Source organism: Halopseudomonas xiamenensis, from assembly GCF_014219065.1.
GTDB lineage: Bacteria > Pseudomonadota > Gammaproteobacteria > Pseudomonadales > Pseudomonadaceae > Halopseudomonas > Halopseudomonas xiamenensis.
The window spans coordinates 72,157-96,079 of the sequence record NZ_JACLGO010000010.1 but is presented as its reverse complement, the minus strand read 5'-3'; the positions used below and the strand labels follow the sequence as shown (position 1 = coordinate 96,079).

Here is a 23,923-nt window from a genome sequence, read left to right as displayed (position 1 = left end):
CCTCGAGAATCAATTATCAGGAGCGCGCCCAACCTCAACGGGATTGGGGCACCCAGGGAACCCAGCGATAGAGTTCGTCGGACGTGCCGCTGGCCACCCGGTAGCCGCAGTAACTGGTCAGCCTTCCCCCCGCCTGCGGCTGGATGATGCAGAACGGGCGGCTACAACTGCGCTCATCCACACCAGCCACCCCCAGCGCCTGCCTGGCCTGCTCCAGCTCGGTTCCCCTCAGCTCGGCTGCGGCGCCATCGAGACGGGCGACATTGGCCTGGAAGTGCCCCACCCAGGCCGCCACGTACTGCTCGCACAGTGATGACTGCCTGGGCAGCTCCGCAGGCGCGCCACCACCGCTGTGAGTGCCGCAGGCACTCAGGCACAGCAGCAAGGGGCTAGCCAACCAGCGCAAGACATTCCTCCAGCGAGCGCACGTCCGCATACTTGAGGTCCAGGTCCCTGAGGTTGGCGGCATGCGCCTGCGCGTCACGATCCCCCACCGCCTGCTCCGGGATCAGCACCCGGAAGTCGTGCTGCAGCGCATCCACCGCGGTCGCCCGCACGCAGCCGCTGGTGGTCAGCCCGGTGACCATCACGCCATCGGCCCCCGACTGGCGGATCAGCTCCGCCAACGGGGTACCGAAGAAGGCGCTGGCCCAGAACTTCACCAGCACCGGTTCGTCCGCAGCGGGCTGCAGTCGTGGATCGATGGCCACCAGCGGCGAGTCCGCCGCCAGCACGTTCAGCACCGGCAGCTTTTCCCGGAACACCCGGGCCTGGGCCGGATCGTCATACGCCACGGTAGTGAAGAACACCGGCCAGCCGCGGCGGCGGAACGCCGCCAGCAGCTGGGCATTGGCCGCCACCACTGCATCCGCGGAACTGGCCAGCGGACTGCGTTGCGGGTCGGTAAAGCCTACCGTCAGGTCAACCAGCACCAGCGCATAGCGCTGGGCCGGGGTCAGGACACGTGAATCCAGAGCCATAGTCACCTCAGTTCCAGGACGGGGTAGCCGGAGCCGGCAGGCCGGTTTCCGCGAGACAGCGCGCCTTGAGCTGCTCCAGTGTGCCACCACGATCGAACAGCTGGGTTTCGCCGCGCTCTGCCGCCAGTTGCTCGCGCAGTGCGGCGGTGGCCTGCTGGTCAATGGCGTCATCACCCATCACCACGCCATAGCGCCGTGCACCCTCGACAGTGACCAGACCCTTGCGCACATCACGCAGCACCAGAGCCGGATCACGCGCCAGCGGGTCCCCCCAGCCGCCGCCACCCCAGGTGTCGAACAGCAGCAGGTCGCCGGCCTTGACCTGGATGTTGTCGCACTTGGCCGGCAGGATCTGCCGGCTGCCATCGGCCCGCAGCAGCTCCTTGCGGCTGCGCGCGCCGGGCGCCCCGCCATTCACGCCCCAGGGGTAGGTCAGCCAGCGGTCGTCGTGAATGGAGATTTCGCCGTCCACCAGCAGTCGGTAGGCCACGCGCAGGCCATTGCCACCGCGGTGCAACCCGGCACCGCCGGAATCGGCCAGGGTCTCGTAGGTGTCGATACGCAACGGGAAGTAAGCCTCGACGAACTCGTTGGGCACGTTGGTAAAGCCCGGCCACAACGAGTGGCCGTCCGGCCCATCACCCACCGGCCGGCCGGGGATACCGCCAAAACCGATCTGGAACAGCTGGAACCATTCGCCCTTCTGGTCGTAACCCGAATACATGAAGTGCGGTGAGTCGGAGAAGCCGGCGGCATTCATCGCCTCCGGTGTGCCCTGGCCGAGCAGCCCGCCCATCATGTCGAAGATGCGCCCCAGCAGGTGGGTACGACACGACAGCGCCGCCGGGAAGTTCGGCTTGAGGATGGAGCCCTGAGGAATGCGCACCTCCACCAGGTCATAGAAACCATCGTTGAGCAGGATCGCCGGATCGTAGAGGCTGATGGTCAAGGCGCCGAAGAAGATCTTGAACATTTCCTCGTTGACGTAGAAGTTGACCGAAGACGGCGCCTGGGGGTCGGTGCCCTCGAAGTCGAAGATGGCCTTGTCGCCCTCCCGCCACAGCGCGCAACGCAGGGTGTAGGGTCCCAAGCCGGCACCATCGTCACAGATGTAGTCCTCGAACTCCTGACGCTGCTCGGGCACCACCCGGGTGATGACCTCGCGCATGGCGCGGTGGGTGCGATCGAGCATTTCCTGCTGCGCACTGTAGAAGGCATCGTCGCCAAAGCGCTCGGCCAGCTCGACGCAGCGCCTGCCCGCGGTGCGGCAGGCCGCCACGATGGCATTCAGGTCGGAGCGGTTCCAGCGCGGCATGCGCACGTTGTGCAGGATGACATCGAGCATGTCCGCGTTCATTTCTCCGCGGCGGTACAGCTTGACCGGCGGAATGCGGATACCTTCCTCCCAGATGGTGCTGGCGTTGGTCGGCAGGCTGCCGGGCACCTTCCCGCCGACATCCGACATATGTCCGAACATGGCGGCGTAGTTGATGATCCGGCCATCCTTGAAGATCGGCATCAGTACCAGCCAGTCAGGCAGGTGGCTCACCGCGCCATTGCACAGATAGGGATCGTTGGTCAGGAAGATATCGCCCTCTTCGATCTCGCCGGCATAGCTGTCGAGGAAGCCGGTGATGAAGGAGCCGAACTGGCCGACGATCATCTTGCCTTCGGAGGTGGCGATCATCGGGAAGGCATCGCCCTGCTCGCGGATACCCGGACTCATGGCGGTACGGAACAGCACCGCGTCCATCTCGGTACGGGCGTTGGCCAGGGCGTTTTCGACGATATCGACGGTGATATTGTCCACCTCGATACGTTGGAACGGGGTGTTGTTTGTCTGCTTTATTTTCGCAACCATTGTCGTTACTCCTGGCCCTGGGGGCGAATCAATAGGTTGCCGACGTGATCGACAGCGGCTTCGTAACCGGGGAACAGCACTGTGGTCGAGTCCATCTCCATGACGATGGCCGGGCCGGGCACCACCAGCCCCGGGGTCAGGCGCTGGCGCTGGTACAGGGTGGCCTGGTAGTCCTTGCCGGAGAAGTAGATGGTCGAGGTGCCAGTCACCGCATCCTGCAGGCTGACGCCGCTGGTTTCGAATATGCGCTCGGTGATTTCCGGACGCGGGGAACGCGCAATGGCGCGCAGGTTGACCAGCTCGTGCGCCTCACTCAAGGCAAAGGTGAACAGTTGCTCATGCTCGGCATCGAAGGCGCTGACGATGGCTGCCAGGCCCTGCTCGCGCACCGCCTGCAGATCCACATCCAGCGTCAGCAGCAGGGCCTGGCCCTGGTAACGCACGTCCGCCTGGCAGGTCAGCTGTTGCAGTTCTGCGGGAATACCCTGCGAAGCCAGCGAGTCACGCACGGTATCACCCAGTTGCTGGAACTGTTGCAGGACCTCCTCGGTATCCAGATCACTGATGCGCTTGACCAGCGAGCGGGATGCCTCATCCTTGACCCGCGTGGTGGCATCGCCATAGGCACACAGCACACCGGGCGATGGCGGCACTATGACCGGCCAGGAGTTCATCAGGATACCCATGGCGTTGGCATGCAGCGGACCGGCACCGCCAAAGCCGCACAGGGCAAAGTCCCTAGGATCGTAGCCCTGCTCGACACTGATCAGGCGCAGTGCGCCGTACATGTGTTCGGTGGCGATGCGCACGATACCCTCGGCGGCATCGTACAGGGATACCCCCATGGCATCGGCAATCCGCTGTACCGCAGCGACGGCCAGGTCCTTGCGCACCTGGAAATCACCGCCGAGCTTCTGTTCTACCGGCAGATAGCCCAGCACCACGTTGGCATCGGTCACCGTGGCCTGCTCGCCGCCACGGTCATAGGCCGCCGGTCCCGGCACAGCGCCGGCGCTTTCCGGCCCGACCCGCAGCGCCCTGGTCAACTCGGGCACCGTGGCGATCGACCCACCACCAGCGCCAACGGTGCGCACGTCTACCGACGGTGCCCGCACGGCGACATCCCCGACCCGGGTTTCCCGGCGAATGCGCGCCTGGTTGTTATCGATCAGCGCCACATCGGTCGAGGTGCCGCCCACGTCGAAGGTCAGTACCTTGCTGAACCCGGCCCGTGAACAGAACCAGATGGCCCCAGCGACGCCACCGGCCGGCCCGGACAGCAGCATGTTGACCGGGGTCGCGGCGGCCGACTGGCTGGTCGCCAGGCCACCGTCGGAGCGCAGGATGGACAGTTGCACATCCGGGCGCAGGCGCTGCACCAGCTCGTTCTGCAGATGCTCCATATAGGTGGCCACTTCCGGCCGTACGTAACTGTTGACCACGGTGGTTTCGGTGCGCTCGTATTCCTGCATCTCCGGTACCACCTCGGAAGACAGCGACACCGGCACGCCCGGCAGCACCTGCTGCGCCAGTTCCAGCACGGCCCGCTCATGCACGTCGCTGACATAGGCATTGACCAGGCTGATGGTCAGGGCTTCGATACCCGCCTCCCTGAGCTTGTGCAGCTCCCGGATCATCGCCTCGCGGTCCAGCTCGCGCACCACATTGCCCTGCGCATCGAGACGCTCATCCGCTTCCACCGTCCATTCCAGGGGAGCCAGCAGCTCGCCCTTATTGAAGGTAACCCAGCCACCCAGGCCGCCCGGCACGAAGGAGCGGGCGATATGCAATACCTGCTTGTAGCCCTTGGTCGTGACCAGGCCCACTCTGGCACCACGCCGAGTCAGGATGGCATTGGTGGCGACCGTGGTGCCATGCATCACCGAGCGGATCTCGGAGGGCTGCACCCCGGAGTTCCGGCACAGTTTCTCTATCCCGTTGAGCACCGCAATCGAGGGATCATGCGGTGTGGAAGGGACCTTCGCGGTGTAACTGTCGCCGGTTGCATCATTGATCAGAAGCAGGTCGGTAAAGGTTCCGCCCACGTCTGCACCCAAACGAAAACTCATGTTGCCTCCAGCACTTTTTTATTGGCGTTATGTTGCGCTATGGAAACCGGGGTGCACGGCACCCCGGCCATCAGCTTAGCGTGCAGCTCTTTCCAGTTCACGCAGGGCAATGTCGTCACCGGTGACACCGGGTGTGTTCAGTCGCGGCCCGCCGAGCACGAACACCGTGCCATGACGCCGCTGGTAATCGATGGTGAAACCCGCAGCGGAAATCATGCCGACATCACCATCCTCGGTCGCTATGGTCTTGAGGTGATAGTTCATCCACTTCCAGAACTGCCCCTGGCGGTCATAGGCTTCGGCCTGATAGAAGCGCGGGAACTCGACATCCATGTACATGACCTTCTTGCTGTAGGGGTGCTCCGGTGGTGTAGTAGCCTCCAGTACCCAGACCTGGCGTGGCTCCCAGTGATCATTCGGGTTCCAGTGCGGCCAGTTGTCCAGATCCACCACCGGGAACTCGGCGTTGCCGGAGGCCTTCTGGTTCCAGGTCTCGCCGGTGGAGTTGGCGACCGCCAGAATCCAGCGTTTGCCCAGCAGCTTGTACTCCGGATACCAGGTCGGGTGGGCGTTGAAGATCTCGATGTCATCGTTGAGCTGGTCGGTACCACCGATCGGGTCCATCCAGGTACCGCCCGACAGGCGCCGGGTGCGCCGCACCGACTTCACATAAGCCCAGGAGTCCTCCAGCTTGGGCGAGTCATAGCGGATAGTGAACAGCCCCAGACCGCGGATATCGTTGGGATAGGTCGCATACAGCAGGGTCTTGGTCAGGATGCTGCCATCGCCCTCGACCACCTGGTCGGTACCCAGCCGGCCCTTCATGAAGTAGCGCTTGAATGCCCACTGCTGACGCCGCTCCAGGCCGACCTTGTCATTCAGGAACAGGTAGCCGAAGTTCGGATAGTCCTGCATGTTCTTGATCGGCTGTGCGTAGTGGTGGTTCCAGATCAGCTTGGCCGCGGCATGCGGGTCATCCTCGCTGACATCGGGAAAGGGCATGCCCGCCACCCAGCCCTCGACCAGACGGGTATCGGGATCGTATACGGCCTTGCCGGCATTGGCCTGGGTCGCCGCCATGTAGTCCCTGCCCAGGGTGACGGGTTCGGAGGCCTTGAGCCGCAGGCTCAGGCCCTCATTCTGGATCAGCAGTTTCATCCGCTCGGTCAGCAGGCTGTCGATGCTGTGGCCTTCAAAGCTGTCACCCAGATGTTGATCGAGGTTCTGCTTGTTGATCACGGTACCGGGCGCCAATTCCGCGGCCTGTGCCACCATAGCCATGGAGAAGGACAGCGCCAGCGCTGCGGTCAGTCTATGTACGGTGCTTTTCATTATTGTTGTCTCCCAATCAGAACTGGTAGGTGATCCGCAGCGACAACTGGTCGTTGCCATGGAAGTAACCGAACAGGTTGGTGTTATTGAAGCCCTGCAGGGCACGCTTCTGCCGCTGGTCATCGAAGAAGATGTCCGCTTCGGCACGCACTCGCCAATGGTCGCCATAGGCAAGCTCGACACTGGGGATGATGAAACTGCCGCCATAGCTCAGGTCGGTACCCAGCGCCAGCGCCGGGTTGATCCGGTCGTTGTCGTAGTTGGTCGCCAGGATGGCCGTGGCGATGGTCGAATGCTCCTTGGCGCGACCGCTGAAGCCGGCCGAGTTGACCACTTCGTCATCACGGTCGAAGTTGGTGATCCAGGTGTTGAACAGCTGCACCGAGAAGAACGACGGACGGCTGGTCTTGAGGTAGCGCTGCAGGCTCAGCTGCTTGTCCATGCGCAGCATGGTTTTGACCACATCCTTTTCGATGATGCCGCAGAAACCCGGGAAGAAGGCGCAACCACCGACCTCGCCCGCCTGTACCCCAACGTTGTAGGGCGAGTCGGGGATATAGGACACTTCCGCCGAGAATACCGCATCGACCGACTCGATATAGCGGTTGGCCGTCACCCCGAACACATCCACGAACGGGAAGATCAACTCGCCCACTGTGGAATTCGGGTCAGAGCGGTAATCGCCTTTGTAGGCGCCCTCGAAGCGCCGGCCACTGGCCGCATCACCCACCCCCAGCGGGTTGTTCGGGTTGGGGTTGATCACCGGGTTCACCGAGGGGCCATGGAACCAGCCCAGGGAGTATTCCCATTCCCCGGCCCTGGCCTTCCAGCGCAGGCCGTAGGACGGATCGTCCATATCCGCGTTCTTGTGGTCGAAGTTGTACGGCACATCGGCACCGAAGGTGGCGGATTCGAAGGTGATGCCCTTGTTCGGATTGTTGGCCCAGCGCCCACCTTCCAGGTCGAAGCTGTTGCCGCGGTCACGCGCCCGGTTGATCCGGCCGGGGATGTACAGCACCTGCAGGCTGCCATCCAGGCTATCGAACCGCTCCACCAGATTGATCATCCACAACGGCTTGCGCGAGTCCTCGTTTTCCGGCTCCAGGAAGGAACGAATACGGTTGTCATACCCGTGAATCACGTCCAGTGACTGGAAGAAGTCGGTTTCGCCCCAGACCACCTGCTGCTTGCCCAGCTTCAGCGAGGTAGTGGGTCGCACATCGGTCTGCCACCAGAACTCGCGGATCTCCTCGCTGTTGTAGACATCGTCCATCAGGTCCACGGCGGATTTGTTGCGGTTGCTGAACAGGTCCGATGCCGCGTTGCGGTCCATCGCCCGCTGCAGGTCCTTGAGGTAGTTGGTCTCGATCTCCCGGGCCGCGCGGCCGGAGATATACAGCTGAGAATTGCCCAGGTCCTTGTACAGGTTGACCTTGAGGATGGTGCGGGCCATGGACAGGTCATAGCGATAGTTGCCGCGTCGCTCGGCACCTACCAGCCCGTTCGGGTCCCGTGTATCCATGAGATAGGGATTCTCGAGGTTCCACGAGAGGTGTTCGCGAATATAACCGCTGACCTCCCAGTCCTCGAAAAACCCGCCTTCAGCGCTGGCTAGATCATGCGCTCCCATACTTGCCGCCATTACCGCACAGGCAAGAGAAGTCCGCATGGCGCTCGATTTTGTCTTTTTATACGCGCTCATATTCATTTCCCGATGTATTCAGGTTGGTGAGGTTGCCCTCTGTTGGGGCGTGGTTCGACTGGCTGGCGCCAAAGATGAAGTTGGGTTTGAACACCAGCGCAAGCGAAGGCATGACGAAGAGCGAGGTCAACGCTGACACGGCCAGCCACAGGCCGATCAACATGCCCATCTCCGCCTGGAAACGCAGTGATGAAAAGGACCAGAACAGCACGCCGGCCGATAGCGTGAAGGCAGTCAGCACCACACCACGGCCCGCCGAACCCAGCGATTGCAGCACGGCATCGAGGTGCTCGGCCTCGGGGTGCTTCTCCAGGTACTCCTTCATCGAATCGACGATATAGAAGGCGTAGTCCACCCCCAGGCCGATGCCCAGCGCCACTACCGGCAGGGTACTGATGCTCATGCCGATGCCCTGCCAGGCCATGAAGGCGAAGGTCACCACGTTGGAGATCAGCACCGGGATGATGAAGAAGATACCGCTGACCGATGAGCGATACACCACCAGGCAGCAGGTCACCACCACCAGGAAGGCCAGGGCGATCGCCTCGATCTGGTCGGATAGCAGAATCTCGTTGACCGCAGCGATGATGCCAAGCACGCCACCGAACAGCTTGACCTCGACGCCCTCCAGCGGGTTCTCGGCAATGAACTGGTTGGCGTAGTGGGTCGCCTTGCGCAGGGTGTCACCCTTGTGGTCACGGAAGAACAGCGTCACCGAGGCATTGTTGAATACCACGTCGACGAACTGGTTGAGGTCATCCGGATCGGCTCCCTGCATATAGAAGCTGATCAGCTCGCCGTTCTCCATGCTGCTGGCGCCCAGCTCGCCGTAGCGGGGATTGCCCTCGTAGAGGTTGCGCCGGATGTCGATGACGATATCGGCCAACGACACGGCACCGCCGATCTCCGGCTGGCGCTCCATATAGCGTGAGAAGCGCAGCATCCAGTCCAGTACCTCCGGGCGCTTCATCGCGTCCAGCTCGCCACCTTCGAGCACCACGAACATCTGCTCGGAGCCGGGGTACAGCTGGTTGATCAGGGCGCTGTCGCGGTTGAACTGCGAGTCCTGCCAGAGGATCGGCGAGCCGTCGCTGGCATCACCGACGTTGATCCTGGTGGCTTCGAACATGCAACCTGCCACGAACACCAGGGTGATCGGGCCAACCCAGTAGCGCGCACGGGAACGCACCACCCACTTGGCGCCCACCAGGATCGCCCGCATGAAGCCATCCAGGTTGAACGGGTGGGCGTAACCCTGCGGACGACGGATATAGGACAACAGCACGGGGGTGAGAAACACCGCCGATACGGTAATGCTCATCACCCAGATCGCGCCGACGATGGCGACCTTGTGCAGCAGCGGGATCGGCGTCAGCATCACGCACAGGATGGCGCCGGCATCGGCGTACAGCCCCAGCATGCTCGGACGGAACAGCTCACGCATGGTCTGCTCGGCCACCTTGCGGGTATCCGGCTCGCCGCCTTCGAGCACCAGGTCATCGAAGCGGGTAATCATCTGCACCGAGTGGGAAAACGCCCGGGCGGTAATGATGAAGGCCACGACGATGACCAGCGGATCGAAGTTGTAGCCCAGCAGGGTGCCGATCCCCAGCGCCCAGATCGCCGCAACCACGCCGGCGATCAGCGGCAGTATGGTGCCCCGCCAGGTACGGGCGAACACGAACAGCAGCACCAGCATGGCCACCAGCGACAGGATGGCGATGCCCACGGTCTCATCCAGATAGTGCGACACCCAGCCGTAGAGGATGGGCTCACCGACCAGATGCAGGCTCACCTGATCGGCAACCGGTGATGCATCCAGCAAGGCCTGGATCTGCGGAAAGATCTTGCTGTAGTCCACCAGGTGATCGTAGAAGTCGACCTGGATCAGCGCGGAGCCCAGGTCCCGATCGACGAACAGGCCATACACCAGCGGGTTGTTCAGCACCGCCTGGCGCAGGTCACGCATCTGCTCCGCGGTGCTGGGCAGGTCGGGCCACATCAGCGGCCGCGTTTCAATACCTTCGCTGGAGGCATTGACGCGCTTGAGCTTCTTCGATGCCAGCGAGGTGATCTGCATGGGGTTGACCCCCTGCACCTGCTGCAGGCCGACGGTGATGCGCTGGATCTCCCGGAGAATCTCCTGACGGAAGATGTCACCTTCGCGCGCCTTGACCAGGATGGTCACGCGGTTACTGGCAGCGAAGCTGTCCTGGTATTTCTGGTGCACCTTCACATAGGGATGGTCATGGGGAACCATGTCACTGAAGCGGGTGCGTATATCCAGGCCACTGAGTACCAGGGCAAAGCCCAGGGTGATGAGCCCGACCAGGCTCAGCACCAGCAGCCGATGACGAATGGCCCAGGCGCTCAGGCGCGCCGTGCGGGTTGCAAGATAGTTCATGATTATTGTTCTCCGGGCCAGATTTGCAGTTGGTCCCCATGCAGCAGTCCCAGCTGCTGCCCGATCAACACCACACCGTCGGCGGTGGCCAACAGGCGGTTGTGGTAGCTCATGTCGAGTCCCTCCGGAGCCCAGGCCTGCCATTGCCGCTCGGGATCATCGGTCCTGAACAGTGCGCCACGCGCCCCGGTGACCAGCCATTGACCGTCGCGCTCAACCACGTCGAACAGGTGCTCGCTGGTGAAGGCCGGCAGCTGCTTCCAGTGGTCACCGGCGTCATGGCTGATGAATACCTGGCCCCGATTACCCACGGCGATACCCGTGCTGTCGTGGAAGTGCAGCGCACGCAGGCTTTCGCTGCCGAGCTCCTGAACGCTCCAGGTGCGACCACCATCGCGGCTACGCAACAGGCGACCGAACTCGGCGGCTATCCACAGATCGCCATCCACGCCGGCGCTGATGAAATTCAGGTTGATGTCTTCGTCCAGCCCCAGCATCTGCCAGTCGCTGGCGTCCGCGGAGCCACGAAACAGGGCGCCCATTTCCCCGACCACCCAGAACTCACCATCGATGAACTTGACGTTCTGCAACTTGCCGGCGAGATCCGACACCTGCAGCTCGAGATGCTTCCATGGCCCATCCAGCACGCGGACCCACATCTGCCCCTCATTACCCACCACCACCTTCTGGCCAGCGGGCGACACGGCAATCGACTGCAGGTTGCTGCGCTGCGGCAGCTCTTCCCTGACCCAGTGCTGCCCGGCATCCTCGCTGGTCAGCAGCGCGCCGTTCTGCCCGACGATCCAGATGTTGCTGCCCAGCACGGCGCCGTCGAAGAAGGCATCGCGGCGTTCCAGCAATGGCTGGTCCAGCGGCACCGGGTCGACCGAGGGCTTGATGAACACGGCCGCATAGGCCAGGCCTCCAATCACCATCCATGGCGCCAGGCGCGCCAGCCAGCCTCCGAGAGAACTAAACATTGCGAGCCTCCTGTTGCTTGTGCCACTGGCGCTCGAGCCAGCGGAACGCGTGTCCACCCAGCTGCCCTCCGGTCAGCAGTTGAACCTGGTGTACCGCCTCGACCAGCGCGAGCGGCTCGATCCCGGTGCGGTAGCCCATGGCATCCAGCATCAGCACCAGGTCCTCGGTAGCCAGGTTGCCGGTGGCACCGGGGGAAAACGGGCAACCGCCCAGGCCACCAATGGAACTGTCGAACTCGCGCACACCGCATTGCAGGGCCGCCAGCACATTGGCCAGCGCCATGCCCCGGGTATCGTGGAAATGACAGGACAGCCGATCGGCCTGGCACCCCTGCGCCAGCAGTTGCAGCAGCCGCTGTACCGCGGCCGGATTGGCCGCGCCTATGGTGTCGGCGATGATCACGGTATCCGCCCCGGCATCCAGCATCCTGTGCGTCAGGGCCTGCACCACCTGCGGCGGCGTGGGACCCTCGAACGGACATTCGAAGGCGACAGCGACATAGGCCCGGGCATTCACCCCGTCGGCGCGGGCCTGCTGCATCAGCTGGGCACATACCTCGGTGGTCTGCGCCAGGCTCATGTTGATATTGCGCTGGTTCATGGTTTCGGTGGCCGACAGCACCACAGCGACCGACTCCACCCCGGCATCCCGGGCCAGTTGATAGCCCTTGAGGTTGGGAATCAGTGCCGAATAGTCGACCTCGGCGCGCATCGGCAGGCGAGCAAACAGCTCGCCGGTACCGGCCATTTGCGGCACCGCCCTGGGCGATACGAAGCTGCCTGCCTCGACAGCCCGGATACCGGCCTGCAACAGCACCTCGATCATCCGCAGGCGCTGCTCCAGGCTCAGCGTCTGCCCCTGGCTCTGCAGGCCATCACGCGGGCCGACCTCGTTGATCTTGACGAAATCTCTCATGGCTAGCCCACCACCTTCTGCTGCTTGAGGCCGGCGATGCGCTCGGCGTCATAACCCAGGACCTGCTGCAGCACCTGGTCGGTGTGCTCGCCCAGCAGCGGTGGTGCGCTGTAGGTGTCGGCATTGTCGGCACTGAGCTTGATCGGGTTGCCGGGCACCTCGACCCTGCCGCCCAGCGGATGGGGGATATCCACCACCATCTGCCGGTGCCGTACCTGCGGGTCGGCCAACGCCTCGCTGAAGCGATTGACCGGGCCACAGGGCACCCGCACCTCGGCCAGGCGCTCGACCCAGTAGGCGGTGGTGTTGCTGCGCAGCGCCTCATTGAGAATCCCGTCGATCAGTGGCTTGTTGGCCAGACGCACGGGCTGGGTCTTGTATTTGGGGTCCTTCAGCTCATCGACGTCCAGCAACCCCACCAGGTTGTCCCAGAAACTGTCGAAAATGACCGCAATGACGATGAAGCCATCGGCGGTGGTATAGGTGTTGTAGGGCACATGCACGAAGTGGCCATTGCCCAGTGGCGTGGGGTTCTCGCCGCTGAGCAGGTGCATGGTGGCCATGTAGTTGAGCATGCTGATCTGGCAGTCGAGCATGCTGATATCCACATGCTGGCCGTGTCCCTTGCTGTGACGGGCCTGCAGGGCAGCCAATATGCCCATCACCGCGAACATGCCGCCGCCCAGGTCGCCGATCGGGATACCCGCGCGGGTGGGTGTCTGCTCATCCAGGCCGGTGATCGACATGCCGCCACCGATCCCCTGCACCACCTGGTCGAAGGCCGGCCGCAGGTAGTTGGGCCCGTCCTGACCGAAGCCGGAGACCGAGCAGGTGATGATCCGCGGATTGATATGCTTGAGCTGCTCGAAGTCGATCTTGAGCTTCTGCGGTACGCCGGCGCTGAAGTTGTCCAGCACCACATCGGCATGGCGCACCAGGTCATAGAATACCGCGCGCCCCTGCTCGTTCTTCAGATCGATACAGACGCTCTGCTTGTTGCGGTTGAGCGTCAGGAAGTACGCCCCCATGCCCTTGTAGGAATGCTTGGGATCAGTCGCCAGCAAGGCGCGGGTACCCTCCCCCGATAGCGGCTCGACCTTGATGGTCTCAGCCCCGAGATCTGCCAGCAGCATCCCGGCGTAGGGACCGGACAGCATGTGGGTCAGATCGAGGATGCGAATCCCCTCTAGCGGTTTACTCATGGCTTTTCTCTTTTATATTTATTTGCGTTCTGCAATCCCTCAAGCAAGCACCTTGCCAACATCCTTGAAAACAAATAACTCATTGTTTTTAAACAAGTTATAAATACAAAAAAGACTGCAGAACAAACCAAACGAGAAGCTGAAGTTGCAATGTGAAATACCCGTTTCACATTGCAACTTCGCAATAAAGCGGCAAGGCGGACCCAAAAAAAGCCGGCACCCGAAGGTGCCGGCAACGCCTACTGGCGGAGCAGCTGCTTAGCCGAAACGAGCCAACTCCATCGGCCCACTGAATTGCTCGATGGACCCCGGCTCTATATAGCGTTTCCAGTTGTCGAAGATCTCCCGTCCAGCGAGAAAGCCCTCGAAGATGGCATGGTCGGTCTTGCGGGGCACCACGGCATCGCCGACCCGGTGCACGTTCGGCAGGACCGCCTTCAGTTGATGGTACAAAGCGTCCACCGGCAGATGCCGCACCGCCAGCACTATGCTGTCGAAGCCCGACAGGGTTTGCTCATCGCCGGTATACAGGTTGAAGATATCCACATCGCCGTCGCGCACCTGGCTGACCCAGGCGTTGAGGGTGTAGGTCAGCCCCTGGCTGAACAGGTTGGCATAGACCACCGGCTGGTCCAGGGTCGTACCCAGACGATGGAACAGCGCGTTCCAGCGGGTCAGCACATGCACCTGATGGCCATTTTCCACCAGCAGTTCGCTGATCCCGGCAGAGTAGCGGTTGCCCTCCTCATCCAGCACCAGCACCCGCTTGCCGACCCGCTCCGGGTGCGCCAGCACATCCAGCGCGGTCAGCACCCGGTCGCTATCCAGGCCGGGCACCTGCTCCACCAGCGGGTTGATATCGGAATAGCCACTGCGATCCGGCACCGAGCCGGTGGCAACTATCACCCCGTCCGGGTTCAGGGCCTGGATCATCCCGACATCGGCCTCGCAGTTGAGCCTGACCTTGACCCCATGCTTGGCCATGTGCACCTTCAGGTCCTCGGTGATCCAGGCAAAGGAGTCGCGGCGTGGCAACTTGACGATCTGGTTGACCTGGCCACCCAGCTCAGGCCCCTTTTCCAGCAGGGTGACCCGATGCCCGCGCTTGGCCAGCCCCTCCGCCGCCTTCATGCCAGCCGGCCCGCCGCCAACCACCACCCAGTGCCTGCTGACCGGTGCCAGCTCCAGCGTCTGCGGACCGAACACCTCCTCGCGACCGGTCGCCGGATTGATCTGGCAGGTCATGGAGGTGCCATGGAACAGGCGTGACACGCAGCCCTGGTTGCAGCGCAGGCAGTGGTATATCTCATCTTCCCTGCCCTCCGCAGTCTTGTTGGCGAACTCCGGATCGGCGATCTGGGCCCGGGTCATCGCCACCATATCCGCCCCGCCACGGGCCAGGATCGCCTCGGCCTCACCGGCACTGCCGATCCCGGACACACAGAATACCGGGATCTGCACCGCCCGCTTGAGCCGCGCCACCGGATCGGCCAGCCAGCCATTGGGCACATCGTACGGCGGCATGATGTAGGTGGCCGACTGGTACACACCGGCGGTGGCCATGATGTAATCGATATCCCCGGTCGCCTCCACGGTACGGGCCACCTCGATCCAGTCGTCGATCTCCATGCCGCCGGGCACCATCTCGTCCATCGACAGGCGGATGCCCACCACATAATCCGGCCCGACCCGCTCACGCACCGCGCGTATCACTTCCAGTGGATAACGCATGCGGTTCTCGAAGCTGCCGCCATATTCATCATCGCGCTTGTTGAACAGCGGCGAGATGAACTGGTGCAGCAGATAACTGTGCGCCAGATGCACCTCGACACCATCGAAGCCCGCCTGCTTCGAATAATCGGCCGAGACCACCCAACCATCGAGCACCTCATCCATGTCGCTACGCTCCATGGCCTTGGCCATTTCACCGAATACCGGCGACTTGATGTTGGATGCCGACCACAACACCCGGTAATCGTCCATGGCATGGGTTTCACCCATGACGCCGAAATGGTTGAGCTGGGCGAAGATATGCGAGCCAAAGCCATGTACCACATCGGTCAGGGCGCGATCGCGCTCTACCATCTCCGGCCGGTAGCCATAGGAGTAGCCGCGGCAGAAGGTATTGGAGGTAGGGTGGATCAGGCGGTTGCCGGTGATCATCAGGCCGATGCCGCCCTTGGCCCGGGCGGCATGATAGTAGACATCGCGGTCGGTGGTCAGGCCTTCCGGCGAATTGAAGGCCATGGCGTGCGCCGATTGCATGATACGGTTGCGCACCGTGATATTGCCGATCTTCAGCGGCGAGAACAGATTGGGATAACGCTCAACGGTCATCAGGTCTTCCTCCGGGCTCGGCGCACCGACGCCGGCCCCTTATCGTTATGCTTGTTCAACTGCCAGTAGCGCCCATGGCGGTATGCCAGTCGGCACCGAAGCCCTCCAGCTCGCCCTGCTCGATGAAGCGCGCCGGGTCATCCAGCAGCTCGCGGCCAGCCAGCATGCCCTCGTACAGGCTGTCCTGCAGTGGACGCGGCAGGTTGGCATCGCCGATGCAATACAGTCGCTCGATCCGACCTTGCAATTGGCGGTAGAGCGCATCATCCGGCTGATGTCCGGCGGCGATGATGAAGCTGTCAGCTTCCAGCAGCTCGCTGTCCTCGTCGGTGAACAGGTTGAGCAACTGGGCACGCCCGCCGTCGATACGCCGCACCCAGCTGTTGAGGGTGTAGCGCAGGCCCTTGGCGAACACATGCCGGTAGTTCACCGGCAGATCCAGGGTCAACGCCAGGTTGGGAGCCAACGCGGTGAAGCGGCTGACCAAGTGCACCTCATGCCCGCGGTCCAGCAGGAACTCCGCGGTGCCCAGGGCATAGCGGCCACCATCCTCATCGAACAGCACCACCCGCTTGCCGAGCCGCTCCGGCGCCTGCAATGCCTCGATGACACTGTGCACATTGTCCTGCTCGGTACCCGGCACCCGGTCCAGCGCAGGCCGGGTGGAGGTGAATGCGGTCTTCAGGGGGATCGAGCCCGTCGCCAGGATCACGCCATCGGCGCCGGCACCGATGATGGCCTCGGCGTCCATGGCGGTATTCAGGCAGATCTCCACCCCGGCCTTACGCAACTGGCGCTCCAGGTCGCGGGCGATGAAGCCGAACTTCTGCCGGCGCGGTAGCTGCGCCGCCAGCAGCGTCTGCCCGCCCAGCTGCGCAGCACGCTCCACCAGGGTGACCTGGTGCCCTCGCTGGCGCAGGGTCAGTGCCGCCTTCATGCCCGCCGGGCCACCGCCGACCACCAGCCAACTCCCCGGCTGCCCGGCGGCCTGCAGGGTATGCAGTCCGAAGCGCTGTTCGCGTCCCGCGGCGGGATTGACCACGCAGGAGATGGCGTTGCCCGCCATCAACCGGGCGATGCAGGCCTGGTTGCAACGGATGCAGTGGGTAATCTCGTCCTCGCGCCCTTCGAGCAGTTTGTTGCAGAACTGCGGATCGGCGATCTGGCTGCGGGTCATGGCGACCATATCGGTGGCCCCTTCGGCGACCAGCGCCTCAGCTTTGTCCGGATCGACGATATGACCAACGATGAACACCGGAATATCGCTGATCTCACGCAGCGCGGCGCGCAGCCGGGCGCCATCCTCTACCAGCCAGTTCTCCGGATAGTCGCCAGGCGGAATCTGGTCGGCATGCGCGGCGTAGGTACCGGCGGTGGCACTGACATAATCGATCAGCCCGGTTTCGACCATCTTGCGGGTCATCTGGATCGCGGTGTCGGCGTGCATGCCGTCCACCGTGCATTCATCCAGCGAGACCCGGATGCCAACCACGAAATCAGGCCCTACCGCGTCGCGCACCCGCTGCATGGTCTCGATCGGGAAACGCACGATATTGTCCAGGCTGCCGCCGTACTCATCGGTACGCTTGTTGTAGACGAACGACAGAAATTGCTGATGCAGATAGCCGTGCGAATAGTGCAGCTCGACGCCATCGAAGCCGGCCGCCCTGGCATTGCAGGCAGCCAGGGCAAAATGATCCGAGACCTCGTCCATCTCGGCCTTGGTGATTTCCCTGGCCCACTCGTTGTATGCCGGGGACTTCATGGTGGACGGCCCCACCAGCACGCGATAATCATCCAGCGCACCGCTGCGCCCCTGCGGGCCGAAATGGATCAGCTGAGCGAAAATCCGCCCACCGAAGCTGTGTACGGCCCGTACCATTTCCGCATCGCGTTCGATCATCTCGTGACGATTACCCCGCGCCAGCGAGCGGTTCGGCCCGGTGGACTGGGGATGGACATGACGTGCACCGGTCACGATCAGACCGATGCCGCCCTTGGCGCGCTCGGCCTGGTAATGGATATCACGATCGTTGGTCAGGCCATCCGCCGAGGCGAAGCCCTTGGCGTGGGCGGTCTGCATCAGGCGGTTGCGGATGGTGATATTGCCGATCTTCAGCGGCGTAAAGAGCGAAGGGTAGCGTAGCTCCCCAGGCTGTTTGGGTTGGTTCATCCTGCCTCATCCTTTTTATTGTTGTATTTCAGGAAGAGGGCCGCCCAGCCCGGGGAAATCAAGGATTGGCCGGGCAGCCCGTTGCCTTGAGGGCGTCAGCGCAATACGTTCTCCCCACTCATGAACACGAATACCCGGCGAAACTTGCCATCCTCGACATACCAGAAGTTGCAGTTGCGCAGGCGGTTCTCATTGCCCTGGTGATCCTTCAGGTAGACGTTGAAGCGGGCGCAGACGGTTTGCGTGACTTCATCGGCAGCCACCTCGAAGTCGCCATGCCAGATTTCCTCATAACCGGAAAACAGGTTATCGAACATCTTGCGCACACCCGACTGACCGCTATGGGTAAGGTTGTCGGTCTGGATGGTGAACTGCACGTCTTCATGACAGCAATCCAACACCTGCTGCATGTTCTTCTTGTCGACATTGCCGAAGTACGAGTTGATGGCCAGGTCGGTCAGTTGTTCACGGGTCAAACGAGTCATGTCACTCTCCTGATTGTTATTGTCAGTCAACAAAGGCGTGGTAGGCCGCATCGTTGGGGTTTTCCGGTGCGGGATAGGCCTTGCGGCTCTGGCTCAGCCCCAGGCTGAGCATCAGTTCGCACAGCTTGTAGGAGACCTGCCCGGGATTGATTACCGGAATCGGCAGGTGCTCGCTCAGATAGGCATGGGATTGGTGCATGGTGGTCGAGCCGAGGACGATGACGTCAGCGCCGTCTTCTTCCATGGCCTTGCGCGCTTCGGCCTCCAGCTTGGCGAACACGATATCTTCCTTGCCGCCCAGCAGCTCCTTGAGATCGGGGCGGGTCTTGATCGAACGCAGCGAGGCCACACGATCCCACAAGCGGTATTCAGTCAGGGTTTTCTCATACAGGGGGAACCACTCGTCCCACATGGTGATGACGCTGAACTTCTTGCCCAGCATGCAGGCCATGTAGAAGGCCGACATGCCGGGGGCAATCACCGGGATATCCAGACGGGAACGCAGGGCCGCCAGCCCGGAGTCGCTTACCGTGTCGATACAGACGGCGCTGTAGCCCTCTTCCTGGGCACGGATGCCAGCCTCGACCACCGAAAAGTCCATCAATAACACGTCATAGGCACTGTCAGCCAGGGAGGCACCCCTGGCCACGGGCACGAACTCCGGATGAAAGCCCGGCAGGATAAGACTGTCGGGTAGCTGCGAGGCACGATTCATGGCACCGGCCTGATCCATGGGGATCGGAATAATGACCTTGATACGATACGTCATGATGTCTCCTTCCTGGCGCCATGGCTTGTCTGGCCGTACGCCCTTTATTGTTGTTGTCGAAGGCGATGCAATATGGCGGCCAAGTCTGGACAAATCGCTCCAGCCCTTGAAGCGTGTGGTTCTGGTGGTAGGGATCTGGCAGGACAACTCAGCGAGCAGTGCAATATGAAATCGTTCAGTGCAATAGGAAACCCGGACAGGATGATCCGGATATCGATCGAGATGATGCAGACACAGCGCCCCCTTGGGTTGTCGAGCGCCTAGGGCCGCGATCGGACCGGGTCGCGCTGGACCGGGTCGCGCTCGACTCGACGACGGGCCTCTGCACTCCCGCATGGCCTGCAGGCGCGCTACACCCCATAGCCGCAGCGCTTACGAGACCAGCAAGCCCTGCTGATAGAGGTCAGTCAGGCGCGGACACCTCACAGCCCACACCGTCTGCAACGACATGGGCTGCTCAACTACCGGATCGCCAGTCTCATGCGAAAATTACAACTGACCGGCCTGCCACTCTGCTTCCCGGCTGGCAAAAGCGGCCGCGATATCCGCCACGCTGTCGGAGGCGATACTCTCCGGCAGTGGGTCGAGGCCAACGCTGGCAAAAAGCTGCCCATAGCTGTTGCGCAGTTCTGCATAAGCCAGATCGCGGCGTAGATCGGCTTGCAGGGTATTGAGTTCTCCCTGGATCAACTCCAGCTCCCCGATGCCTTGGGCCTGATAGCGGTTACGCAGCTGCTCAACGATCTGCCCATCCAGGCCGGCCAGTTGCTGGCTGGTCTGGAACTGGCGCTGGGCCTCACGGAAATTGGCATTGGCCACATGCAACTGGGCAAGGACTGCCATCGACATGGCTTGTCGACGAGCATCCGCGACCTCTTGCCCAGCTTTGGCCACGTCGATAGCAGCCGGTGCCGAGAGAACATTGAACAGGTTCCAGGTGACCTTCACACCGTAGTCGGCCCAGCTCTGGTTAACCAGAAAGGAGTTGCTGTCGTAATGTCCACCGGTCGAGAATTCCAGGCCTGGCAGCAGGCGCAGCATGGCCTTGCGCGTTTCTGCGGCGCTGATGCGGGCATGGTAGTCCTGCTCACGCAGCTCGGGGCGGCTGGCCAACGCTTCCTGCTCGAGTCTACTCAGTTCGACCTTGAGCTCCGGTACCTGATAGCCCTCCTCGGGAGCCAGTTCCACTTGGGTGCCCAGGGGCAGATTGATCAAGGTGGCCAGTTCGGTCTTGGCCAGCGATAGTGCTCGCCGCTGCTCTTCCAACTGGCGAGTGGCTTCGATCAGGGCACGCTGGTAGCTCAATGCCTGAATAGGATCGCCAATACGCTGTTCACTGAGACGCTGGCTGTTGTCACGGGCCTGGGCGACGCGCGCCATGAGGCTATCGATCTGCGTCAGCAGACGGTCGGCGGCGACTGCGCGCCAGTAGGCGGAGCGCACGTCCTGAACAATGGTGTGAACCACCTTGCGCCGACGTTCCTGAACGATCAAGCGCTGGTCACCCTGCTGTTTGGCGCTGACGTAGCTGACACCAAAGTCCAGCACGTTCCATACCATGGTCAGGTCGGCAACGCCGCGATCGCGATCCTGCGAGGTAGATGGTTCCAGCGACTGGGTGCCGGTTTCCACGCTTCGACTGCTTGAGGCGCTGACATTGCTGCGTCCGGCATACCCGGCCGAGAGAGCCATGCGCGGCAGCATATCGAAGGTGGCCAGGTCGACCTGGCGCTGGGCCATGGCCTCCTCCATTACCTTAAGACGCGCTTCGAGGTTGTACTTCACCGCACGCGCCATGGCTTCGTGCAGGGTCAGCGGGGCGCTGAGCGATTCCTGATCGGCAAACATGGTTTGCAGATCGCTTTGCGCACGCTGCTCGCTGACACTGCGCTCAATGGGCTGGCTGGTTACAGCGCAGCCGCTGATGGTCAGGGTCAGCAAACTGACCGCAAATAGTGCTTGGCTCTTTTTCATCCTTGGGCCGCCTCCTCGCTACGGCACCAACTCACTGGTTATTCGTTGTTATGTGTTGGGTCAGCTTGGCGACTGAGCCGCCGCTATTTGTTGCAGAGCCTGGGCCAACTCTCGGAGCTGACTCTGTTCGCCCTCTCGCAGATCGTTCAACTGTTGACCCAGCGTGGGTGCGCCAAAAATGCCGCCGTCATGGCCAGCACCCCATTTCTTGCCATCGAAGACTTCCAGTTGCTCGCTCTCTTGCAGTACGTCCTGGCCGAAGAGGCTGGAGAGACTGCTGGAGCCGAACACCCCACCGTCGCCGCCACCAAAGCCGAGGAAACCGATGCCCGAGCCATCACCGCCCACATCACTGGAACTGGCGAAGACCTGGGCGATATAACTCGGTGCCAGTGGGTTCTGGTTGATGAAGATATTGCCCAGTGTGGGAATGCCGCTACCCAGCGTCGGCACCTCGAATAGTGGTGGTGGCAACAATGGCGAGGTCGTGGTGGGCGGTGGCACGCTTGGCAGCGCGGGCTGCAAGGATACGCTCGGCGTATCGACATTATGGCTCGGCGGATAGGCGCGAAACTCGGGATCACCTGTGCTTGCTGCCAATATGTAGCTCTGCCCGATCAGGCCACTGGTGAGGGCGTTACCAGCGGCATCAGTAATCAAGGTACCGCTGTCCGCCAATGCAAGCGCCAAGGTTCCGTTTCCGGCTACATCATTGATGGTCACCTGGTAGGTACGCCCATCTATCTGCACCAGATTACCAAGGTTGCCGATGACGTTGCCGGTAGTCACCAGGCCGAAGTCGGACAGGTCGACACCGCTCACATCCTCGCTGAAGGTCACGGTATAACGCACAGTGCGCGCATTGGTAGGTGATGGGTCCATGGTGACGATCGCGCTGACACTGGGTGCTGTGGTATCCACGATCACCCCGCTGGTGTCGCCCACATTGTTCAACGTCAGATCCATGGCATTGCCGCTGACGTCATGCAGGCTGCCACCGTTTATCTCCAGGCCATTGACGGCGATGCCATCGGCATCGTTGAGGCCGGCCTGCACGCTGTATTGGAAGACCAGGGCATTGGTGCCGGAGCCCGCCACATAGTCGGCGAACACCATGGTGCCACCAATATCCAGGACCAGGCGCGGTGTGCCATCGATGATGACCACTTCACTGGTATTGACCACGAAGGTCAATGTGTCGCCGGCACTGTAGTGTACGGCGAGCGGGACACTTACGTTGTTGACGGTAGGTATCTGCGTGTCGATGACATAGTTGTTGGAGTCGGTGGTGCCGCTGCCGGCGTTACCCGCCAAGTCGGTCACCCCGGTATTGTCCAGAGTAATGAGGTTGCTGGTGTCTTCGATATTGGCGTCCGGCGTCAGCGTGGCCGTCCAGGTAATCCCTCCGTCTGCCGAGGTCAACCCGCTCAATGTGCCGTTGGCGACGGTGAAGTCTGCTATGTCCAGCCCGCTGACTGCCTCGCTGAAGGTGATGGTGACCGTGGCGGTGTCGCCTGCCGCCAAGGCGGTATCACTTACCACGATACTGGCCGTCGGACGTTGGGTATCGATGGCGTAGCTGTTGGAGTCGGTGGTGCCGCTGCCGCTATTACCGGCGGCATCCTGCACCGCAGCATTGTTCAGGGTAATCAGGTTAGCGGTATCTTCGACATTGGCATTCGGTGTCAGTGTCGCGGTCCAGGTAATGCCTCCATCTGCCGAGGTCAACCCGCTCAATGTGCCATTGGCGATGGTAAAGTCAGCTACGTCCAGTCCGCTGACCGCCTCGCTGAAGGTGATGGTGACCGTGGCGGTGTCGCCGATCGACAGGGCGGTATCACTCACCACGATGCTGGCGGTCGGACGCAGGGTATCGATGGCGTAGTTATTGGAGTCGGTGGTGCCAGTGCCGGTATTGCCGGCGGTATCGGTATAGCCGGTGTTGTCCAGGATGATCAGGTTGCTGGTGTCTTCGATATTGGCGTCCGGTGTCAGTGTCGCGCTCCAGGTGACACCGCCATCACTGGAGAAGAGTCCGCTGAGGCTACCGTTGGCAACGCTGAAGTCCGCCGTGGTCAGTCCGGTGACCGCCTCACTGAAGGTGATGGTGACCGTAGCGGTTTCACCAGCCACCAATGCAGTATCGCTCACCACGATGCTGGCGGTCGGACGCTGGGTATCGATAGCATAGTTATTGGAGTCGGTGGTGCCAGTGCCGGTGTTGCCCGCCGCATCGATATACCCGGCGTTGTTCAACGTGATCAGATTCGCTGCATTCTCGACGTTGGCGCTGGGCGTCAAGGTTGCCGTCCAGGTAATACCGCCATCGCTGGAGCTGAGTCCGCTAAGGCTACCGTTGGCAACGCTGAAATCCGCCGTGAGCAGTCCAGTCACCGCCTCACTAAAGGTGATGGTCACCGTGGCAGTTTCGCCAGCCGCCAGTGCGGTATCGCTGACCACGATACTGGCCGTCGGACGCTGGGTATCGATGGCGTAGCTGTTGGAGTCGGTGGTGCCGCTGCCGGTATTACCGGCGGTATCGGTATAGCCGGTATTGTCCAGGGTGATCAGGTTGCTGGTGTCTTCGATATTGGCGTCCGGCGTCAGGGTCGCGGTCCAGATGATACCGCCATCACTGGAGCTGAGTCCGCTGAGAACGCCGTTGGCAACACTGAAGTCGGCCAGATCCAGACCGGTCACCGCCTCACTGAAGGTGATGGTGATCGTGCTGGTTTCACC

At 62.1% G+C, this 23,923-nt stretch carries 16 protein-coding genes; all 16 read right to left on the bottom strand.

The features are described 5' to 3' along the window. Nucleotides 1-34 precede the first annotated feature (34 nt). Nucleotides 35-406, bottom strand: a complete 372-nt coding sequence (locus H6X51_RS08915) for an isopropylmalate isomerase (protein ID WP_185267193.1) — start codon at nucleotides 404-406, stop codon at nucleotides 35-37. Then, complete coding sequence (locus tag H6X51_RS08910; protein WP_185267192.1) at nucleotides 390-980, bottom strand: isochorismatase family protein; 591 nt, start codon at nucleotides 978-980, stop codon at nucleotides 390-392. The genes H6X51_RS08915 and H6X51_RS08910 overlap by 17 nt, the downstream gene beginning before the upstream one ends. Nucleotides 981-987: 7 nt before the next feature. Beyond that, nucleotides 988-2,841, bottom strand: a complete 1,854-nt coding sequence (locus H6X51_RS08905; RefSeq protein ID WP_185267191.1) for a hydantoinase B/oxoprolinase family protein — start codon at nucleotides 2,839-2,841, stop codon at nucleotides 988-990. Between the two features lie 5 nt (nucleotides 2,842-2,846). Next, nucleotides 2,847-4,910 (bottom strand): hydantoinase/oxoprolinase family protein, encoded by a 2,064-nt coding sequence (locus H6X51_RS08900; RefSeq protein ID WP_185267190.1) that lies wholly within the window; start codon nucleotides 4,908-4,910, stop codon nucleotides 2,847-2,849. Nucleotides 4,911-4,985: 75 nt separating this feature from the next. Next, complete coding sequence (locus H6X51_RS08895; RefSeq protein WP_185267189.1) at nucleotides 4,986-6,242, bottom strand: DUF1329 domain-containing protein; 1,257 nt, start codon at nucleotides 6,240-6,242, stop codon at nucleotides 4,986-4,988. A gap of 16 nt (nucleotides 6,243-6,258) precedes the next feature. Further along, nucleotides 6,259-7,911, bottom strand: coding sequence for a DUF1302 family protein (locus H6X51_RS08890; RefSeq protein WP_328795647.1), 1,653 nt, complete (start codon nucleotides 7,909-7,911; stop codon nucleotides 6,259-6,261). A gap of 19 nt (nucleotides 7,912-7,930) precedes the next feature. Further along, nucleotides 7,931-10,348 (bottom strand): efflux RND transporter permease subunit, encoded by a 2,418-nt coding sequence (locus H6X51_RS08885; RefSeq protein ID WP_185267187.1) that lies wholly within the window; start codon nucleotides 10,346-10,348, stop codon nucleotides 7,931-7,933. A gap of 2 nt (nucleotides 10,349-10,350) precedes the next feature. Continuing rightward, nucleotides 10,351-11,328 carry a WD40/YVTN/BNR-like repeat-containing protein gene (locus H6X51_RS08880; RefSeq protein WP_185267186.1) on the bottom strand — a complete coding sequence of 326 codons (978 nt, stop codon included), beginning with the start codon at nucleotides 11,326-11,328 and terminating at the stop codon, nucleotides 10,351-10,353. Continuing rightward, complete coding sequence (locus H6X51_RS08875; protein WP_185267185.1) at nucleotides 11,321-12,244, bottom strand: hydroxymethylglutaryl-CoA lyase; 924 nt, start codon at nucleotides 12,242-12,244, stop codon at nucleotides 11,321-11,323. The genes H6X51_RS08880 and H6X51_RS08875 overlap by 8 nt, the downstream gene beginning before the upstream one ends. A 2-nt stretch (nucleotides 12,245-12,246) precedes the next feature. Beyond that, the gene (locus tag H6X51_RS08870) at nucleotides 12,247-13,446 is read right to left on the bottom strand and encodes a CaiB/BaiF CoA transferase family protein (protein ID WP_185267184.1); all 1,200 of its coding nucleotides are present in this window, start codon (nucleotides 13,444-13,446) and stop codon (nucleotides 12,247-12,249) included. 258 nt (nucleotides 13,447-13,704) lie between these two features. Beyond that, on the bottom strand, nucleotides 13,705-15,783 hold the full coding sequence (locus H6X51_RS08865) for an oxidoreductase (protein WP_185267183.1): 2,079 nt from the start codon (nucleotides 15,781-15,783) through the stop codon (nucleotides 13,705-13,707). 55 nt (nucleotides 15,784-15,838) lie between these two features. Beyond that, complete coding sequence (locus H6X51_RS08860) at nucleotides 15,839-17,956, bottom strand: FAD-dependent oxidoreductase (protein ID WP_185267182.1); 2,118 nt, start codon at nucleotides 17,954-17,956, stop codon at nucleotides 15,839-15,841. A gap of 95 nt (nucleotides 17,957-18,051) precedes the next feature. Next, nucleotides 18,052-18,441 (bottom strand): nuclear transport factor 2 family protein, encoded by a 390-nt coding sequence (locus H6X51_RS08855; RefSeq protein ID WP_185267181.1) that lies wholly within the window; start codon nucleotides 18,439-18,441, stop codon nucleotides 18,052-18,054. 22 nt (nucleotides 18,442-18,463) lie between these two features. After that, on the bottom strand, nucleotides 18,464-19,210 hold the full coding sequence (locus H6X51_RS08850; RefSeq protein WP_185267180.1) for an aspartate/glutamate racemase family protein: 747 nt from the start codon (nucleotides 19,208-19,210) through the stop codon (nucleotides 18,464-18,466). A gap of 489 nt (nucleotides 19,211-19,699) precedes the next feature. Further along, nucleotides 19,700-21,184 carry a TolC family protein gene (locus tag H6X51_RS08845; RefSeq protein ID WP_185267179.1) on the bottom strand — a complete coding sequence of 495 codons (1,485 nt, stop codon included), beginning with the start codon at nucleotides 21,182-21,184 and terminating at the stop codon, nucleotides 19,700-19,702. 60 nt (nucleotides 21,185-21,244) lie between these two features. Then, nucleotides 21,245-23,923, bottom strand: a 2,679-nt coding sequence (locus tag H6X51_RS20065; RefSeq protein ID WP_235991283.1) for an Ig-like domain-containing protein, incomplete at its 5' end; no start/stop codon positions are given.

Bases quoted from the DNA above. Each gene is read 5' to 3' on its own strand.
- H6X51_RS08910 (WP_185267192.1), bottom strand. From the start codon at position 980: ATGGCTCTGGATTCACGTGTCCTGACCCCGGCCCAGCGCTATGCGCTG.
- H6X51_RS08905 (WP_185267191.1), bottom strand. From the start codon at position 2,841: ATGGTTGCGAAAATAAAGCAGACAAACAACACCCCGTTCCAACGTATC.
- H6X51_RS08900 (WP_185267190.1), bottom strand. From the start codon at position 4,910: ATGAGTTTTCGTTTGGGTGCAGACGTGGGCGGAACCTTTACCGACCTG.
- H6X51_RS08895 (WP_185267189.1), bottom strand. From the start codon at position 6,242: ATGAAAAGCACCGTACATAGACTGACCGCAGCGCTGGCGCTGTCCTTC.
- H6X51_RS08890 (WP_328795647.1), bottom strand. From the start codon at position 7,911: ATGCGGACTTCTCTTGCCTGTGCGGTAATGGCGGCAAGTATGGGAGCG.
- H6X51_RS08885 (WP_185267187.1), bottom strand. From the start codon at position 10,348: ATGAACTATCTTGCAACCCGCACGGCGCGCCTGAGCGCCTGGGCCATT.
- H6X51_RS08880 (WP_185267186.1), bottom strand. From the start codon at position 11,328: ATGTTTAGTTCTCTCGGAGGCTGGCTGGCGCGCCTGGCGCCATGGATG.
- H6X51_RS08875 (WP_185267185.1), bottom strand. From the start codon at position 12,244: ATGAGAGATTTCGTCAAGATCAACGAGGTCGGCCCGCGTGATGGCCTG.
- H6X51_RS08870 (WP_185267184.1), bottom strand. From the start codon at position 13,446: ATGAGTAAACCGCTAGAGGGGATTCGCATCCTCGATCTGACCCACATG.
- H6X51_RS08865 (WP_185267183.1), bottom strand. From the start codon at position 15,783: ATGACCGTTGAGCGTTATCCCAATCTGTTCTCGCCGCTGAAGATCGGC.
- H6X51_RS08860 (WP_185267182.1), bottom strand. From the start codon at position 17,956: ATGAACCAACCCAAACAGCCTGGGGAGCTACGCTACCCTTCGCTCTTT.
- H6X51_RS08855 (WP_185267181.1), bottom strand. From the start codon at position 18,441: ATGACTCGTTTGACCCGTGAACAACTGACCGACCTGGCCATCAACTCG.
- H6X51_RS08850 (WP_185267180.1), bottom strand. From the start codon at position 19,210: ATGACGTATCGTATCAAGGTCATTATTCCGATCCCCATGGATCAGGCC.
- H6X51_RS08845 (WP_185267179.1), bottom strand. From the start codon at position 21,184: ATGAAAAAGAGCCAAGCACTATTTGCGGTCAGTTTGCTGACCCTGACC.